Here is a 15696-nt window from a genome sequence, read left to right on the forward strand (position 1 = left end):
GGCTCAGCGAGCTCACATCGGCCCTTTCCGCCTGCCGCCGGCGCGCTGCCCACTCGGCGCCGTTGCGCTGTCCGGCCGCCCATTGGGCATCGAGCCAAGGCAAATGGATTTCCAGCGAGCTCTCTCGGGTGCGAAAGACATCGGAACGCTGGCCGCGCACGACCTTGCGGACAAGGCCTCGGCTGTAACCGGTGCGGTGCACGATCTCCTTGATCGCCGCCCCTTCCTTCGCCAAGCCGAGGATGGCGCCATTGGTATCCTCCCGGCGAAGATATCCCTCGTACTGCAGCCGTTCCGCCGCGGTGAGCAACTCGGGATTGATCGTGGCGGCGCCGATTGCCGCCCGGACCTGGCGCATGGATTTGCGCACGGCATCGAGGAAAGCCGGCTGGCATTCTCCATCAGGTGCCACCGATCGGCGACTTGGGTCGCCTCAGGCAGTGCCCTGGCCGCTGCCAGGGCGTAGCTGCCGCCTCGATCTCGGGCGACAACAGAGATCTGGGGCTGATCCACCAGCCAGCCTTGTGCGGTGGCGGGCTCACGGTCCGGCAACAGCGCGATCGTCCGGCGCCGCTCAAGATCGCAAATGAGGGGGCCCTAACGCTGGTTGCGCCGCCACGCCCAGTCGTCGATGCCGGTCACCGTCGGCGGCACGAAGCGCGGGCTTCTCCGCCTTCGCACGACGCGCAGCAAAGTGTCGTTGCTCACCGGCAGCATCAGGCGCTGGGCAAAACTCGCCGCCGGCCTACCGCCCAAGGCGAGGCCCAGGTGATAAACGACATGGTCGAGACGAGCGGTACGGCGTGCCCAAGGCGCCAGCACAGCCGGACCAAACCGCTCGGTGAAGATGCGCCGCCCACACAGGACGGCGTCACAGCGAAAGCGTCTCGCGATGATCTCAAGGCGCATTGGTCTGCCGGCAATCGGGAGATCTGCCAAGTGCCGCCGATACCGGCCGTGTACCCGCGCCGCGACCGTGCCGCAGCTCGGGCAGGTAGAGGAATTGCTCGAGTGACGAATGGTGATCACTGCACCCTTATCGTCGCAGACCGCACCATCGACCACGAAACCACGCGGGACCAGCGACGATGCCCGGAGCGTAGCCTGCATGGCTTTGATTCTCCTCGAAGAACTCCCAGCCAGTCAGCACCCGGATTTCATCAAAAGTGAGTCAGAGCCAATATTGCAGGCCGATTGATGGTTTCCCGCGATAATAGGAAAATATGTGATAAATAGACCGCGAGTAGCAATAATCGGCATTTCCTCATCCTGCGCGGGTTGCACACCGCCCCGCTCACGGCAAGGCGCAGCGGAAGCCGACGTTGCTGGAGGTATCGCCCGGCCGGATGCCGATCCGGGCGGCCGGGCGGTAGCGCAGGCAATATTCGCCGGCGCAGAGGAAGGAGCCGCCCTTGGCCGCGACCAGTGCGCCCGCGACGGCAGGCCGGCAGCCGCAGGCCGAGGCGCGCTCGAAGGGGCTCGCGGTCAGCTCCCAGACGTTGCCGATCATGTCGAGCAGGCCGTAACCGTTGGCGGGATAGAGGCCGACCGGGGCCGGCCCGGGCGTGCCGCGGGCGAAATACCAGGGAAAGGCGCCGGTCCAGACATGGGCCATCAGGCGTCCCTCGGGCATGAAGCGGTCGCCCCAGGCATAGGGCGCGTCGCCGATGCCGCCGCGCGCCGCCGCTTCCCATTCCGCCTCGCTCGGCAGGCGAAGCCCGGCCCAGGCGCAATAGGCCGCGGCGTCTTCCATGCTGACATGGGTCACCGGGGCTTCGGGATCGAGCGTCCCGGCGCTGCCCGGCCCTTCCGGCTCGCGCCAATTGGCCCCCTCGATGAAGCGCCACCATTGCCGCGGATCATGCAGGTCGACCGGGCCTGCCGTCATGGTGAAGACGGCGGAACCCGGGCGTTCGCCTTGTTCCGCCGTGGTGACGTAGCCGGTCGCGGCGATGAAACGGGCGAAGTCGCGCCACGTCACCGGCCGCCGGGCGATCGAAAAGCCGGCGACGGTCTCGTGCCGCGCCGGGCGTTCCTCGGCGTAATGGTCGTCGGAGCCGAGCCGGTAGGTGCCGGCCGGGATCGCCACGAAATCGCCGGCCGGCTCCATGGTCAGATCTTGATCGCGATGGCGTCGATCAGCCGCTGGCTCTCCAGCGGGCCGAAGGGCTCGGCATCGATCTTGATCTCGAGCCCGATCAGCTCGCCCTGGAACGGGTTGGGTCCCTGGTAGAGGGTGGAGACCCGATTGCCCAGGTCGGCGCCCAGCGAGAAACCGTCGTAGGACATGGTGAGGACGCAGCGCTGGAACGTCTTCTCCGCCAGCTTGCGGTCGCCCAGGAAGAGGGCGCCGCCGCCCTCGAAGGGCCGCGAGGTCATGGTCTGGACGTAGCGGACGGTGATCTTGCCCTCGGGCAATTGTTCCGTGCTCTCGATCCGCTCGCCCCAGGGCGCCATGTTCTGCTCGTAGATCAGGCGGCCTTGGTGGATGAACAGGACATAGCCCGCATGGCGCGAGCCGGCGGCGAAGAGCACGCCGTCGCCCGCCCCGGGCTTCCGCACGATCTCGGCCACGAATTCGTGGGAGAAGCCGAGCACCTGGGGCGAGACATGGGCCGAGAGCCGGTCCATCGGCGGCTTCAGCTTCCAATTGGCGCGGGCGCCCCGGCGCTGCCGGTCCTGGCCCAGCTTGACCACCAGATTGCGGTCGTCGAGCGGGAAGACGTTGTAGCGCTCGGCCGCTGCATTCCACTTGGCGACCAGTTCCTTGACCCTGTCCGGATGCTGGCCGGCCAGGTCGACCAGCTCGTTCGGGTCCTTGGAGAGATCGTAGAGTTCCCACTTGTCGTCGTCGTAGGAGGAACCGCGGGCGTGGCGGGTGACCAGGCGCCAGTCGCCGTCCATATAGGCGCGCTGGCCGCCCAGCTCGAAATATTGCTCGGTCCTGGTCGGTGCCTTGGGATCGGCGAAGGTGGCGGCGGCCGAGGCACCTTCGAGGGGCTTCAGCTTGCGTCCGCGATAGGTCGCCGGGCGTTGCAGGCCGAGGGCGTCGAGCAGGGTCGGATAGAGGTCGATGACATGAACGAAACGGTCCCGGATTTCGCCCCGGGCCGGGATTCCCTTGGGCCAGGCGACCACCAGCGGATCGGCCACGCCGCCGAGGTGGGTATATTGCTTGTAAAGCCGGTAAGGCGTGTTCGAGGTGCAGGCCCAGCCGATCGGATAATGGGGGAAGGTCTCGTCCCCGCCCATCACGTCGTAGAGCTTCAGGGCGTCGTGGACCGGCACCGGCCGGCCGAGTGCCGCGGCGAGGACGTTGGGCGTGCCGGTCTGGGTGCCTTCGGCCGAGCCGCCGTTGTCGGAGAACAGGACGACCAGCGTATTGTCGGCCTCGCCCATCGCCTCGATCTCGTCCATCAGGCGGCCGATCGCGGCGTCGAGCCTGGTGATCAGCCCGGCATAGACTTCCATGTAGCGGGCGAACAGGCGCTTCTCGTCGGAATCCAGGGCATCCCAGGCGGAGACGCCGGGGGCGAGCGGCGGCAGTTCCGTGGTCTCCGGCACGATGCCCATCTTGCGCTGGCGCTCCAGCCGGGCGGCACGGACGACATCCCAGCCGGCATCATATTTGCCCTTGTAGGCATCGCGGGATTCGGCCGGGACCTGGAGCGGCGAATGGGCGGCCGGATAGGCGATCTGCAGGAAGAAGGGCCGTTCCGGCTCCAGCGCCCGCTGGGTGTGGAGATAGGTGACGGCGCGGTTCGTGAGGTCGTCGAGGGCGTAATATTCGCCCTGGGGCACCTCGAGCGGGGCGCGGCCCTCGAACAGTTCGGCGGGGCGGTAGTAATCGGTCGAGTGGCCCTGGAACCAATAGGCGCGCTCGAAGCCGCGGCTGGTCGGCCAATTGTGATAGGGGCCGGCGGCGCCGTTGGAATGGGCGACGTTCACATGCCATTTGCCGACATGGAGGGTGGACCAGCCTTCGTCGAGCAGGACTTCCGCCATGGTGGCGGCTTCGAGCGTCATGTCGCCGCGATAGCCGGGATAGCCGGAATCGAGATCGGCGAGCCAGCCCATGCCGGCCGAATGATGGTTGAGCCCGGTCATCAGCGCGGCCCTGGTGGGCGAGCACATGGCGCAGGTGCGGAAATTGGAATAGCGAAGGCCGCGACCGGCCAGGCGATCGATATTGGGTGTCGCGATCTCGCTGCCGTAGCAGCCGAGGTCGGCGAAGCCGACATCGTCGAGCACGATCACCACGATATTGGGCTTGCCCGGCTTCGGGTCGGGCCGTTCGGTATAGGACGGCCTCGAATCGGCGAAGGATTCGGCCACCTGTGCCGGGCCGCCGCCTCCGACCGCGGCGGGCGTGCGGAGCTTGCGCACGGCATGGTCCAGCGTGACATAGCCCGCCCCGGCGGCCCCCGCCACGGCAGCCCCGCCGGCCGCGCCGATCAGCAACGATCGCCTGTCGAGCCCGCGCTTGCCGCGCGGATCCTTCTTGTCATTCCCGGCCATGTTTCCCTCCCCGATCGTTATTGTTCGGCGGCATCCGGGTGATGTCCCGCCCGGGCGCATTCTGCCGCGCCCGGCCGGCACTGGCACTGCTCAATATGGGCAGTGGCCGCCGAGGTCGAGGGCGAGCTGGTCGACCGGCGCAGGCAGGGCGATGCCGCCCAGATTCGACAAGGTGACGCCGATCAGGCGGATCGGTTTCGGCAGGGGGAAGGCGCCGCGCAGCAGGGCGATGCTCTCGCGCGTCAGCTCGGCCAGGTTGGCGACCGGGGCCGCCGTGGTGTGGCTGCGGGTGACGATCTGGAAATCGGCGAATTTGATCTTCACCGTGACCGTGCGGCCGGTCAGGCCGAAGCGCTCGCAATGGTGCCAGACTTCGGCCGCCTGTTCGGCCACGCCCTCTTCCAGCGGGCCGGGGGCCGAGAGGTCCTCGCGGAAGGTGGTCTCCGAGCCGATCGATTTGCGCGGCCGGTCGGGCACCACGCGGCGCCCGTCGCGGCCCTGCGCGATCGCATGGAAATAGGGGCCGGCCTTGCCGAAATGATGGGCCAGGAATTCGGGGCTGCGCGCCTTCAGGTCCGCCCCGGTGAAGATGCCGAGGGCGTTCATGCGCTTCGTCGTCGCCGGGCCGATGCCGTGGAATTTGCCGACCGGCAGGGCGGCGGCGAAATCCGCCCCCATGTCCGGCGTGATGACGAATTGGCCGTTCGGCTTCATCTGGTCCGACGCCTGCTTGGCCAGGAACTTGTTGTAGGAAATCCCGGCCGAGGCGGTCAGCCCGGTCTCCGCCAGGATGCGGGCGCGGATCTCGGCCGCGATCAGCGTGGCAGAGCGCATGTGTTTCAAATTCTCGGTCACGTCGAGATAGGCTTCGTCGAGCGAGAGCGGTTCGACCAGCGGCGTATAGTCGAGGAAGATCGCCCGGATCTGGCGCGACACTGCCTTGTAGACGTCGAAACGCGGGCGGACGAAGACGAGCTCCGGGCAGAGCCGCTTGGCCGTGACCGAGGGCATGGCGGAACGGACGCCGAATTTCCGCGCCTCGTAGCTGGCCGCCGCCACCACGCCGCGCAGCGCCGAACCGCCGACCGCGACCGGCCGTCCGCGCAGGGCGGGATCGTCCCGCTGCTCGACCGAGGCATAGAAGGCATCCATGTCGATATGGATGATTTTCCGTCCGTCCGAAATCACCGCCGAATCCGCCGTCCGCAGGTTGCGAACAAAATAGCAACTCGGCGGCCCGGCGGCAATCGGGCCCGATCAGTGCGGCAAATCCTTCGTCGCACCCGGGCCGAGCAAGTGCCGGATGCGGGCGGCGATCGCTTCCGCCTGGGCGGAGACCTGGGGCACGCCGACCAATTCGCCGAACGTACCGCGGGCCAGCGGGCCGGCCACCAGCAGCGTGTCGCACGGCCGCCCGCCCTGGCCGAGGGCCCGGCTCTCCCGGTCGGTGGCGAGGCCGAGGCCGAGGGGATCGGCGGCGATCAGCCCCGCCGCCGCCAGGCTGGAGAGCAGCGGGCTGCCCTCGATCATCGCCTGGGGCGCCGGGCCGGTCGCCACCACCAGGGCATCGGCCTCGACGCTCGTCAGCGCGTCGCCGTGGCGGAGCTCGAGGGCGATCGTCTCGCCCTTATGGGCAGCCCCGGCCAGATGGCCGCGCCGGACGGCGAGGCGGCCTTCGGCCAGCAGGCGGTCGAGCAAGTGCTGCACCTGGGGCGGCGTCCGGTAGCGATGGGCATCCCACCAGGGCCGTAGCCAGCGTAACAGGCGGCGCCGCTCCGCCGGGGGCAGGGCGGCCCATTGGCGCTGCGCATCGCGCCGGACGGCATCGAAGACTGCCTGCCAGGGCCGGCCGGCGGCCTCGGCCTCGGCCACCACGGCGCGCACTTTGCGCAGCAGGGCGAGGGCACTGGTGCAGGGCGCCGCCGCGAAATCGCCGAAAGCTTCGCAGGTGCCCTCGGCCTGACCGCGCGACAGCAGGCCCCGGCGCGACACGGCGAGGATGGAGCCGCGATGGCCGCGCCGCTCCAGGGCGGCGACGATGTCGGCCATGGTGAGGCCGGTGCCGATCACGATCACCCGGTCGTCCGGGCGGATCCGGTTCAAGGCCTCGTCGGCCCAGGGATCGGTCAGGTAGCGGGGATGGCCGGCGAGCAGGGCCAGGAGGTCGGGCGGGGCCGGCGGCGGATGGCCGCTGGCGAGGACCAATATATCGGCGGTCAGCGCGCTGCCGTCGTCGAGCAGCAGGCGGTAGCGGCTGCCCTGCGCTTCGGCCTGGACGGCGCTGGCGGCGTGATGGCTGAGGGCGATCTCGGGCTGCGCCGCCAGGGCCTGTTGCAGGGTGGCCTCGACATAGCGGCCGAAGGTGCGGCGACGGGCGTAACATCGCCCGTCCGCCAGCGTCGCCTCGGGATCGTCGGCCAGGGCATTCGCGGTCTTCAGCCAGCGGTCGAAATGATCGGGATCGGCGGCGAAGAGCGAGAGGCGGGTGGACGGCACATTGACCCGGTTCGCCGGCTCCGCCGTGTCATAGGCCAGGCCGTAACCGAGGCGGTGGCGCGGTTCGACGATATGGAGGTCGAGCGGGCCGGCACCCAGCCGGGCCAGGTGGATGGCCACGGCGGCCCCCGAAACACCGCCACCCACGACCGCGACCGAGAGCGGCCGGGCGGCTTCGGCCCGGTGGCGGTAGGTCGTTTCGCGTTCCGTCGCCGCCTTTCCGTCGGCCATCATCGCGCGCCTTCCTCAGGACTGGGCGGCACGGGCCGCCGGGCGGATGTCGTTGGCGATCGTCTCGCCGAAGGGGCCGGTATTGGCGGTGGTCGCGATCACGCCCGGCGTCGCGTGGGCGAGCGGCAGGCGCGGGAACACCAGTTCAGCGAAGCGATAGGCTTCCTCGAGATGCGGATAGCCGGAGAGGACGAAACTGTCGATGCCGATATCCATATATTCGCGCATGCGGGCGGCCACCGTCTCGGGATCGCCGACCAGCGCGGTGCCGGCGCCGCCGCGCACCAGGCCGACCCCGGCCCAGAGGTTGGGCGCCACTTCGAGCTTGTCGCGCCGGCCGCCGTGCAGGGCGGACATGCGCCGCTGACCTTCCGAATCCATGCGGGCGAAGATCTTCTGCGCCGCCGCGATGGTGGCGTCGTCGACATGGGAGATCAGGCGATCGGCCGCGGCCCAGGCTTCCGCCGCCGTCTCGCGCACGATGACGTGGAGGCGGATGCCGAAGCTGACCTTGCGGCCCTTGGCCTCGGCCAGCGCCTTCACGGCGGCGATCTTCTCGGCGACCGCGGCCGGCGGCTCGCCCCAGGTCAGATATTTGTCGACGCTCTCGGCCGCGACCTCGTTCGCTTCGGGCGAGGAGCCGCCGAAATAGAGCGGCGGGCCCCCCGCCTGCACGGTCGGGAACAGCAGCTGGGCGCCCTCGACCTGGATATGGTCGCCCTTGAAATCGACCGTCTCGCCGGCCAGCAGGCGCTTGTAGACGCCGAGGAATTCCCGCGTCACGGCATAGCGCTCGGCATGGGACAGGAAGATGCCGTCGCCCTTGTTCTCGATCGGGTCGCCGCCGGTCACGATATTGATCAGGGCGCGGCCGTTCGACAGGCGGTCCAGGGTCGCGGTCATGCGCGCGGCCAGGGTCGGCGGCTGCAGGCCGGGACGCACGGCGACCAGGTAGCGCAGGCGCTCGGTCAGCGGCACCATGGCGGCGGCGACCAGCCAACTGTCCTCGCAGCTCTTGCCGGTCGGGATCAGCACGCCGTAATAGCCGAGACGGTCGGCCGCCTGGGCGATCTGCGTGAGGTAACCGAGGTCGACGGATCGCCCGCCGACGCCGGTGCCGAGATAGCGGCCGTCGCCATGGGTGGGCAGGAACCAGAAGACATTGGCCCGAGTGATGGGAGCTTTGGCGTTGGGCTGGCTCATTTCTCTTTTCCGACGGTAATCAGACTTCACGGAGGATCTGCGCGGCGAGGGCGCCGACGCGGGCATCCTCGATCCGGCGCGGGCGTTCGAGCGGCACGTCGACGTCGACCACGAAACGCCCCTCGCGCAGCACCAGCACGCGGTCGGCCAGCGCGATCGCCTCGGCGACATCATGAGTGATCAGCACGGTGGTGAAGCCGCGCTCGCCCCAGATGCGGGTCAGGAGCTGGTGCATGTCGCGCTTGGTCAAGGCGTCGAGGGCGCCGAAGGGCTCGTCGAGCAGGAGGACGCCGGGCCGGCTGACCAGGGCGCGGGCCAGGGCGACGCGCTGCTTCTGTCCGCCCGAAAGGGTGCGCGGCCAGTCGGCGGCATGGCCGGACAGGCCGACATGCTCGATCGCCTCGCGCGCGGCGCGCTCCCAACCCGGCGTCCGCGCGATGCCGACATTGCCGAGCACGCGCTGCCAGGGCAGCAGGCGGGCGTCCTGGAACATCAGGCGGACATGGGATTGCTGGCGTGCCGCGGGCTCGCCGCCGATGGCCAACGTGCCGGAATCCGGGCTCTCCAGCCCGGCCAGCAGGCGCAGCAGGGTGGACTTGCCGCCGCCCGAGCGGCCGACGATGGCGACGATGCGCCGGGCCTCGACCTCGAGCGAAAGGGATTTCAGCACGGTGCGGGCGCCGTAACCCTTGGTGACATCGCCGACGCGGATCGCCAGGCCGGCCTCGCCCGCCGGCAGTTCGGCAGGACGGGGACGTTCGTTCACGCGGCGGGCCTGCAGGTCGAGCACGGTCATGCCGCCACCTCACGGGCTTCCTGGAAGGAGGGATGCCAGGCCAGCACGCGGCGCTCGATCGCCTTGGTGGCGCTGTCCGCCGCCTTGCCCAGCAGGGCATAGATGATGATGCCGAGCAGCACGACGTCGGTCTGGAGGAATTCGCGCGCGTTCATCGTCATATAGCCGATGCCGGAGGAGGCCGAGATGGTCTCCGCCACGATCAGGGTGAGCCAGACGATGCCGAGCGAGAAGCGGAAGCCGACCAGGATCGAGGGCAGGGCGCCCGGCAGCACGACGCGCCAGAACAATTCGCGCCGGGACAGGCCATAGACCCTGCCCATTTCGATCAGCGCGGGGTCGACGGTGCGGATGCCGTGGTAGGTGTTCAGATAGATCGGGAACAGGGCGCCGATGGCGACCAGGAAGATCTTCGCCCCTTCACCGATGCCGAACCACAGGATGACCAGCGGGATGATGGCGAGATGTGGCACGTTCCGCAGCATCTGGATCGAGGTGTCGAAGAGCTGCTCGGCCGGGCGCCAGGCAGCGTTCAGCACGCCGAACAGGAAGCCGATGCCGCCGCCGATCACCAGGCCCTCGAGGGCGCGCCAGGCGCTGATCGCGGTATGGTTCAGCAGGCTGCCGTCCTCGACCGCGGCGACGAAGGCGGCGACCACCGCACTCGGCGCCGGCAGCACCCGGGTCGAGAGCAGCCCGAAGGAAGAGGCCGCCTGCCACAGGCCGGCCAGGACCAGGGGGGCGAGCCAGGGCAGCAGGCCCTTTCTCAGGCGGAGGCTAATGCGCCTTCCTGGAATGCGGGAGGTATCGGCGGAAACGGCCATGGAACGCACCTCGGTGGATCGGACCACCGATCATTCCCGCCACCCGGCCTCGCGGCAAATAAGCAGAGTCGAAATGCTTTTTCAGTCGTCCCGCGTCGGCAGGGCGGCGACGGCGGCGCGCAAGTCCTTTTCGACGAGGTCGGGATTGCAGCCCTCGATGAAACGATAGGCGTAGCTGCGCAGGAAATGGCCGCGGCGGATGGCGAGACGGGCGACATTCTCCCTGAACGGCCGGCCGGGCAGCAGGCGAAGCCCGGTGTCGCGCACGGCATCGAAGGCGGCGGGCGCCATGATGCCGATGCCGAGGCCGATCTCGACATAGGCCTTGATCACGTCGGCGTCCTGCGCCTCGATCACGATGTCGGGCACGATGCCGGCAGCGGCGAAGGCTTCGTCGATGCGCGCCCGCCCGGTCAATCCTTCGTGATAGGTGACGATCGGATAGCGGGCGATTTCTTCCAGGCTCGGCTCGGCCACCGTTTCCAGCGGGTGGCCGGCCGGCACCACGACCGCGTGATGCCAGACGTAATAGGGGAAGGAGACGAGGTCCGGCATGTTCGCCAGGGCTTCGGTGGCGACGCCGATGTCGGCCTTGCCCTCGATCAGCAGGCGCACGATCTCGTCCGGCCCGCCCTGGTGCAGGCTGAGGTGCACCTTGGGGAAGGCGCGCTTGAAGCCGGCCACCACCGGCGGCAGGGCATAGCGCGCCTGGGTATGGGTCGCCGCCACGGTCAACTGCCCCTCGTCCTGGGCGGCATATTGGCGGGCCACGTTCTTGATGTTCTGGGCGTCGAGCAACATGCGCTCGACGATCGCCGCCACTTCCTTGCCGGGCGAGGTCAGGCCGAGCAGGCGCTTGCCCTTGCGCACGAAGATGTCGATGCCCAGCTCCTCCTCCAGGTCCTTGATGTGCTTGGAGACGCCGGACTGCGAGGTGAAGAGGGTGGCCGCCACTTCGGTCAGGTTGAAGTCCTGGCGAACCGCTTCGCGGATGATCCGGAGCTGCTGGAAATTCATCGGCGTCCTGTCCTGGAAACGAGGGGGCCATAAAGGCTAGGCCCGAGGCGCAGCATCGCCAAGTGACGATAAGTGAAAAGCATTTTCCCTTCCGCCCGGGCCACCCCGCCCGAAAACCATAGCAGTTTTTCTTGGTTGGGCGCTCTCGCCCGCCTCGGCATCGTCGGCCCGACGCCGGTTTCGGCTGGCCCTGCGATCGAGAGGACGAGATGACGACGAGACGATGGATCCTGCGCAGCGCGGTGACGCTGGCGGCGCTGGCCACCCTGGGCGCCGGGGCGACGAGCGCCCTGGCCGAGAACGTGACGCTGCGGCTTGGCTGGCAGAAGGGCTCGGTTCTGTCCGTGATCAAGGCGCGCGGCGAATTCGAGCGCAAGCTGAAGGAAAAGGGTGTCGACCTGACCTGGACCGAATTCCCGGCCGGGCCGCAGATGCTGGAAGGCCTCAATGTCGGCGCCATCGATTTCGGCGTCGTGGGCGAAACGCCGCCGGTCTTCGCCCAGGCGGCGGGGGCCGATCTCGTCTATGCCGGCGTCGAGCCGCCGGCGCCGCAGGCCGAGGCGATCCTGGTGCCGAAGGATTCGCCGATCCGCAGTGTCGCCGAACTCAAGGGCAAGAAGGTCGCGCTGAACAAGGGTTCCAACGTGCACTTCCTGCTGGTGCGCGCGCTGGAGAAGGCCGGCCTCGCCTATAGCGATATCGAGCCGGTGTTCCTGAAGCCGTCCGATGCCCGTGCGGCCTTCGAGAAGGGGGCGGTCGACGCCTGGGTGATCTGGGATCCCTATTACGCCGCGGCGGAGGCGCAGATCGGCGCCCGCAAGCTGGTCGACGGCACCGGCGCCGCCGCCAACTACAATTTCTACATCGCGGCCAAGCCCTTCGCGACTGCTCACGGCGACGTGCTGAAGGCGGTGATCGAGGTGATCGCCGAGGAAGACCATCGGATCGCCGCCGATTTGGACGCCGCGGCCGACGTGGTGGCACCCCAGATCGGCCTGCCCAAGGAAGTCGCCCTGGCCGCGCTCAAGCGCTACACCTATGACGCCAAATTCCTGACGGCCGAGGTGGTGGCAAATCAGCAGGCCATCGCCGATGCCTTCGCCGGGCTGAAGCTGATCCCGGCCAAGCTCGACATCGCCTCGGTGGTCTGGCAGCCCGCGCCGGCCGTCCAGTAACCGACAGGGGGCGCAGGTGACCGGCGGGATGGGGCGCATCCCGCCGGTCTTCGTCGTCAGGCCCGCGCGGTGAAGGCGGTCATGCCGCTCCTCGCGTTGGCGCGCCTGGCCAGGTCCAGTTCCTCGGCCGTCGCATAATCGCGGTCCCAGGCGATCACCTTGGGCGTCATCAGGGCGTGCCAGAGCGGCGGCACCAGGGCGACCAGGATGGTGTTCAGATAGCCGCTGATCATCACCGGCGCCTCGGGGAAGGGCTTCAGGTCCTGGTAGGGGACCTCGCCCTGGGCGTGGTGGTGCGAATGGCGGCACAGGTTGAACATGGCCCAGGACGAGATGCGCTTCGTGGTGTTCCAGGAATGGCGCGGCTGCACCGGGGTCGCCGGATTGCGCACCATGCCGTAGTGCTCCATGTAGTTCACGATCTCGAGCAGCGCCTTGCCCCAGAGCCCGGCCAGGACGAAGAAGACCAGGCCGGAAACACCGCCCATGGCGAAGGCGGCGGCGAGCAGCACGAGGCTCATCACCTGGCCGCGCAGGAAGGCGTTGTGGTAGGACCACAGGCCGAAACCGCGCCGGCGCAGCCGCCGCGTCTCGATCGCCCAGGCCGATTCCAGGCTCTTCACCGTCGAGGCGACGATGTGATGATAGACGTTGCGGCCGCGCGGTGCCGTCGCCGGGTCGTTCTCGGTCGAGACATAGCGGTGGTGGCCGTAGACATGCTCGATCGCGAAGCTGGTGTCGAAGCTGAAGGCGAGCAGCCAGCGCCCGACCAGCATGGAGACCGGGTCCCAGGTCCGATGGGTCAGTTCGTGCGCCGTGATGGTGCCGATCGTGCCGATCATGAAGCCGGTGAAGAACACGGCCGAGACATGGTGCAGGAAACCGCTCGCCGACTTGGCCGCCAGCGCGTCGTAGCCGGTCAATTGCGTGATCAGGGCGCCGATGCTGAGGGGATCGCCCGGTGACACGCTCCACACCGCCGAGCCGACGATGAGCAGCAGGATCGGCAGGGCGAGCCAGAGCTGCCCGGTCAGCACCCAGCTTCGCTTGTAGTGCGGGACCGAGAGGTCGTCGCCCGCGAAACCGTCGCCGATCACGAAGAAGACGATGAGGCCGAGCAGGCCCACGGTCGGCCAGAAGTCCCCGGCCAGGATGAAGGCGGAGGAGACCAGGCCGATGGCATGGAACAGGAAGAATTTCAGGTAGTCGAAGACCCCGGCCGTGGGGCGGCTGTCGGCGACCTCGGCACCCTTGGCGGCGAGATCCTGGCGGGTCAGGAAACGGTCGGCATGGATCTGCTTGGGGCCGAGGCCCCGCTCGCGGAGCAGCGCTTCCGCCGCGTCGATCATCGCCGGCGGGCCGCAGAGATAGGCATCGGCACCGTCTTCGTGGTGGTGCAGCAGGTGGTCGGTGACCAGGCCGCGGGCGCCGATCCAGCCCGCGTCACCGGCTTCCGAGAGCACGGGGACGAAGCGGAAGCGGCCCTTCCAGGCGGCCTCGATGGCGCGGATCTCATCGAGGGCATAGAGGTCGCGCTCGCGCCTGGCGCCGAACAGCAGGGTGACCGGGCGGGTCACGCCGGCCTCGAGTGCCGCCTGGAGCAGAGCCAGAATCGGCGCCAGGCCCGAACCGCCGGCGACCAGAAGCACCGGCGCATCGCCGGGGCGAAGCCAGAAATCGCCGCCCGGGCCCTCGAGGGTGACCGCCTCGCCGACCACGTCGCGGTCGTTCACCAGGCTCGAAAAGGCGCCGTTCGCAACCTTGCGGACGAAGAATTCCACCTTGCCGTCGGCCCGGGGCGGGGTGGCGAAGGAATAGCTGCGGGTCATGCCCGGCAGGGCCGCGATCGAGACATCGGCGAACTGCCCCGGCTTGTAGTCGAGCGCTTCGTCGAGCTGGATTTGCAGCCGGCTGATGTCGTGGGGCAGGCGCTGTTGGCCGGTGACGCGGCCAGTCACGCGGCGGCGCACTGCGTCGGCCGGCAACTCGACCGCGACGGCGATATCACCCTTGGGCACGCTCTGGCAGGCCAGGATATAGCCTTCGTCGAGGTCCTGGTCCGAGAGGATATAGGTCGTCTCGGTCAGTTCCTTCACCTTGCCGTCGACCAGCTTGCACTTGCAGTTGGCGCAGCCGCCGACCCGGCAGGAATGGGGAAAGGCGATGCCCTGGCGGAGTGCCGCCGTCAGCAGGGTTTCGTCGGGTTCGACGGTGATCGAGTGATCGTTGATCCGGGCGGTCACGCCTGCGCGCCCGGCTTTTGCCGTGGTCATTCTGGTCTCCTCGCGTCTCGGGCGCCGCAGCGCCGCTGATCGCAAATTAGGATGAGGAGCGATAGCGCCGTGAGGGGCGGGCTTGACTTTGATCAGTCATTTTTTGACAATGCGGCGGGCTGAGACCCCGCCACCACCATGACCATCGACCCGGAATTTCCGCTCCCCGGCTTCTACATCCGCCAGATCGCCGAGCAGATGACGGCGAGCGGCGGCGATGTCGAGCGCTGGCTCGCCGGCAACGGCCTGTCGCGCGACCGGCTGGACGATCCCTCGCTGAAGATCCCCTTTCCACTGCTCCGCCAATTGATCCGCGACGCCCTGGCGATCACCGGGGAGCCGGCCCTCGGCCTCCTGGTCGGGGAACGCCTGGCGGCTCATGCCCATGGCGTGCTCTCCTATGCCGTCATGAGTGCGGCGACCCTGCGCCAGGCGATCGAGGTGCTGGAGCATTATCTTCCCGTGCGCACCGCCCTGATCGCGGCCAATCACGAGGTCCGGGACGGCGAACTGGTGGCGGAATATGACGAAGTGCTGCCGCTCGGCGACATCGGTCGCCCGGTGACCGAGGCGATCACACTCACCTTCGCCAAGCTGATGAACACCATCGGCGCCGGCACCGTGCGGGTGCAGCGCGTCCTGTTCCCCTTTCCGAAGCCGGCCTATCACGCCCTGGCGGAAGACCTCTTCGGCTGCGAGATCCTCTATGGCCAGCGCCGTGCCGGCCTCGCCCTGCCGGCGGAGGCAATCGACCGGCCGCTGAAGATGGCCGATCCCGCCGCCTTCGAGGAAGCGGCCGCGATCTGCCGGCGCGAGTTGGAGCGGCTGGCCGCCAACAGCTCGACGGCGGCCCGGGTGCGCCGCCTGCTGGTCGAGGCGAACGGCGGTTTTCCCTCGCTCAATGTCACCGCCCGGCTGCTCTGCCTCACGCCGCGCACGCTGCACCGCCGCCTGATCGAGGAAGGCACCTCCTTCCGGGCGATCCTGGACGACGTGCGCCACCGGGTGGCGGCCGAACATCTGCGCGCGGGACGGATGAGTGTGACCGAGATCGCCTATCTGACCGGCTATACCGACCTCGCCAATTTCCGTCGCGCCTTCCGGCGCTGGTCCGGCCAGACGCCGAGCGAATTCCGCGAGGCCGCCGCCGGCTCCTGAGTTAC

Annotated in this window: 11 protein-coding genes and 1 pseudogene; 2 read left to right on the forward strand and 10 right to left on the reverse strand. The window is 68.7% G+C overall.

The annotated features are described in order from the left end of the window. The 9 genes and pseudogenes from WC493_RS12990 to WC493_RS13030 form a co-directional block, all read right to left on the reverse strand. Positions 1-1110: pseudogene (locus WC493_RS12990) on the reverse strand (ISL3 family transposase); the annotation flags it as partial. Positions 1111-1294: 184 nt separating this feature from the next. Then, positions 1295-2110, reverse strand: a complete 816-nt coding sequence (locus WC493_RS12995) for a formylglycine-generating enzyme family protein (RefSeq protein ID WP_373065951.1) — start codon at positions 2108-2110, stop codon at positions 1295-1297. Between the two features lie 2 nt (positions 2111-2112). Next, positions 2113-4518 carry a sulfatase-like hydrolase/transferase gene (locus tag WC493_RS13000; protein WP_373065952.1) on the reverse strand — a complete coding sequence of 802 codons (2406 nt, stop codon included), beginning with the start codon at positions 4516-4518 and terminating at the stop codon, positions 2113-2115. Between the two features lie 90 nt (positions 4519-4608). Then, positions 4609-5706, reverse strand: coding sequence for a DNA polymerase IV (dinB, locus tag WC493_RS13005; RefSeq protein ID WP_373065953.1), 1098 nt, complete (start codon positions 5704-5706; stop codon positions 4609-4611). A gap of 69 nt (positions 5707-5775) precedes the next feature. After that, positions 5776-7248, reverse strand: coding sequence for an FAD/NAD(P)-binding protein (locus WC493_RS13010; RefSeq protein WP_373065954.1), 1473 nt, complete (start codon positions 7246-7248; stop codon positions 5776-5778). A 12-nt stretch (positions 7249-7260) separates the two neighbouring features. Beyond that, a complete protein-coding gene (gene ssuD, locus WC493_RS13015) occupies positions 7261-8448 on the reverse strand; it encodes an FMNH2-dependent alkanesulfonate monooxygenase (RefSeq protein WP_373065955.1) in 1188 nt (395 codons plus the stop codon). Positions 8449-8467: 19 nt separating this feature from the next. Then, positions 8468-9244 carry an ABC transporter ATP-binding protein gene (locus WC493_RS13020; protein ID WP_373065956.1) on the reverse strand — a complete coding sequence of 259 codons (777 nt, stop codon included), beginning with the start codon at positions 9242-9244 and terminating at the stop codon, positions 8468-8470. Then, entirely contained in the window at positions 9241-10068 is an 828-nt protein-coding gene (locus tag WC493_RS13025) for an ABC transporter permease subunit (RefSeq protein ID WP_373065957.1), read from the reverse strand. The genes WC493_RS13020 and WC493_RS13025 overlap by 4 nt, the downstream gene beginning before the upstream one ends. A gap of 81 nt (positions 10069-10149) precedes the next feature. Next, complete coding sequence (locus WC493_RS13030; protein ID WP_373065958.1) at positions 10150-11085, reverse strand: CysB family HTH-type transcriptional regulator; 936 nt, start codon at positions 11083-11085, stop codon at positions 10150-10152. A 209-nt stretch (positions 11086-11294) separates the two neighbouring features. Between WC493_RS13030 and WC493_RS13035 the strand changes: the two genes are divergently transcribed. Then, positions 11295-12260, forward strand: coding sequence for a sulfonate ABC transporter substrate-binding protein (locus WC493_RS13035; RefSeq protein WP_373065959.1), 966 nt, complete (start codon positions 11295-11297; stop codon positions 12258-12260). Between the two features lie 56 nt (positions 12261-12316). Here the strand turns inward: WC493_RS13035 and WC493_RS13040 are convergent, their stop codons facing one another. Further along, positions 12317-14533 (reverse strand): fatty acid desaturase, encoded by a 2217-nt coding sequence (locus WC493_RS13040; protein WP_373065960.1) that lies wholly within the window; start codon positions 14531-14533, stop codon positions 12317-12319. A gap of 138 nt (positions 14534-14671) precedes the next feature. Here WC493_RS13040 and WC493_RS13045 point away from each other — a divergent pair, with 138 nt between their 5' ends. Next, positions 14672-15691: an AraC family transcriptional regulator gene (locus WC493_RS13045; RefSeq protein WP_373065961.1), complete on the forward strand. Its 1020-nt coding sequence runs from the start codon at positions 14672-14674 to the stop codon at positions 15689-15691. Positions 15692-15696 lie beyond the last annotated feature (5 nt).

It is taken from the genome of Zavarzinia sp., assembly GCF_041650655.1.
Taxonomy (GTDB): Bacteria; Pseudomonadota; Alphaproteobacteria; order Zavarziniales; family Zavarziniaceae; genus Zavarzinia.